At 43.7% G+C, this 1,838-nt stretch carries 1 protein-coding gene; it reads right to left on the bottom strand.

Going from position 1 to position 1,838, the window contains the following annotated elements:
• Nucleotides 1-252: 252 nt before the first annotated feature.
• Nucleotides 253-1,692, bottom strand: a complete 1,440-nt coding sequence (locus JOC94_RS22620) for a DDE-type integrase/transposase/recombinase (RefSeq protein WP_205180431.1) — start codon at nucleotides 1,690-1,692, stop codon at nucleotides 253-255.
• Between the last annotated feature and the right edge of the window lie 146 nt (nucleotides 1,693-1,838).

Here is a 1,838-nt window from a genome sequence, read left to right as displayed (position 1 = left end):
GGTAGTGTAAAAAGTTCTATGAAAGATTAACGATTTCCACTTTTCCAAAGTACAGAGGGAAAATGTCGCCCGCAATCGCCCTTGACAAACAGTCAAAAAAGGTTGCGATAAAAGTATCAAGGGCGAAGGGGACAAAAGAAGGCACGACAAAGAGCCCTTGACATTATCCAATTTTAACCTTTTTCTCCATTCGGTTTGTCAAGGGTTCGCTCCGCCGATTGCTCAGATGCAAGGGCTCAGCTAAACAAAAAGCTAGGCGGACTGCTGTTCGTCCAAGAAATCTTGGGCTAGCGAGATCAGTTTTGTCCATCTTTCCGGCATATTGGGCATCCTTTGAAGTTCCGGGATGATCACAGGCACCTGATTCTCCAGTGCCGCGTGTGGCCTGAGGAAATTAAAGTACGCCACAAACAGGGTCACAAAGGAGACGGATCCCTCCTGGGAACCGAACCCGGTTGTCGCCCGGTAATTGCCTTTGAATGTCCGGTTCAGACGCTCAATGATCTGTTTAAGCGGACGGTATTCTTCTGAGACAGGATCCTCGTTGGTCAGGCCGATGACCCTGTGGATGTCAAAGTGAATGCCATGCTGGGCAAAAAAGTGCTGCGCCAGGATGTAGATGGGATTGCCGTCGACGACAAACACCAGGTCTTCCGGGATTGTTTTAAGTTTCTGCAGCACCTGGTCCAGCGCCCTGATGGCCGACGGCGTGTCCCTGTTTGGTGACACAGGGTAAGACAGAATGATCTTCTTGACGGCATCAAAGAAAAAGAACAGATAATGCCAGCGCCCTTTGACGCGGATATAGGTTTCATCGCCGCAAAAGCTGTTTGACAGGTCATAGGGATAATGATCAATAAACGGCTTGGTGATAAGGGCGACGCTGTTCATGTAATTCAAGATGGTCTGATGGGAAATTTTAACGTTGTGCACATCAAACATCAAGGCAGCTGTTTTTCTGGCCGAGAGGCCGTAATTCACGTGGTACGTCAAAATAAGCCCCAACGTATGGGCTGACACATAAATACGTGAAAGATCCACTTTTGGCTTTACCGGTGACTCCTTGGATAAAGGCTTAAAGTCAAAGGTAAACTCTCGAAAGATGTATCTTACTTTGAATGCCTGAGGATCTGTTTGGAACTGTTCCTTTTCTTCTTTGGTCATCTTGTTTAGGTTATTTTGATAGAACGAACAGGCATTGTTTTTACATTTGAACACGTAAAAATCCTTACGTTCCTTGATTCTTTCCAAAGTCTTTAAACAATGAGGGCATTTAAGGATAGCCTCTTTTAGGAAACGGTTTTTCTTGCTGAACAGACACGCACACACTTTGCATTGATACTGCCCTTTATCGCCGTTATTGGCATAAAGATACGAAGAAGGCGTCGAACACTTTGGGCACGAGAGAGTAGTCGGAACATTAACCACACTATTTTTCCGACGTACAACCGGCTTTAATGGTTTTCCATGTTTAGCTTGGTAATCAGAAAGAAGCTTTTGATAGTCAAGCTTCTCCAAATTTTCAATGATGGGCATCTCATCAACCTGTAATTTTCGATAAGGCTGGTTTACAGGCACATCAAAAGCAGCTTTAGCCACTGATTTGCCAAGGATCATTCCCAAAAGGCCAAAGATAATTTTTTCTTGAAACTTGATATACGAAAGTAAATACGCTATAAATTGAGGTAACAACTTGTCACTTCCTAATTTTAGGGATTTGGTGTCGTCTGGTAACCTCATCAAACCTTAAAATTTAGGGGGTGGCAAGTTTTTTGTTTTTAAAGCCTTTAAGATCAAGGGATTATTAACTTTTTACTATGGAACTTTTGACAATACGG

The sequence above is a fragment of the Siminovitchia thermophila genome, assembly GCF_016909185.1.
Classification (GTDB): domain Bacteria; phylum Bacillota; class Bacilli; order Bacillales; family Bacillaceae_C; genus Siminovitchia; species Siminovitchia thermophila.
This window is presented reverse-complemented; position numbering and strand designations above follow the sequence as displayed.